Origin of the sequence: Mediterraneibacter sp. 210702-DFI.5.30 (genome assembly GCF_020560115.1) — a bacterium.
Taxonomy (GTDB): domain Bacteria; phylum Bacillota; class Clostridia; order Lachnospirales; family Lachnospiraceae; genus Mediterraneibacter; species Mediterraneibacter faecis.
Genome location: NZ_JAJCME010000200.1, coordinates 1 through 229 on the forward strand (window position 1 = coordinate 1; position 229 = coordinate 229).

The following is a 229-nucleotide window of genomic DNA, read 5'->3' on the forward strand; positions in this document are numbered from 1 at the left end:
TTTACGGAAAGTCAGCTGGCTGAGGTCTACCGTGACGAAAACGGCAACGTAATCGGTGGCAAGGCGCCATCTGGTCATGAAGTGGAACTGGTCAAAGAAGAGTCCTATTTCTTTAAGATGAGCAAATACGCGGACTGGCTGATGAACTACTACAAGGAGCACCCTGACTTTATCGAGCCTCATACGCGGATGAACGAAATGCTCAAGAACTTCCTGGAACCTGGTCTGG

1 protein-coding gene is annotated in these 229 nt (G+C 49.3%); it reads left to right on the plus strand.

Going from position 1 to position 229, the window contains the following annotated elements:
* On the plus strand, positions 1-229 hold a 229-nt coding region (locus LI126_RS15245), incomplete at both ends, for a class I tRNA ligase family protein (protein ID WP_227165753.1).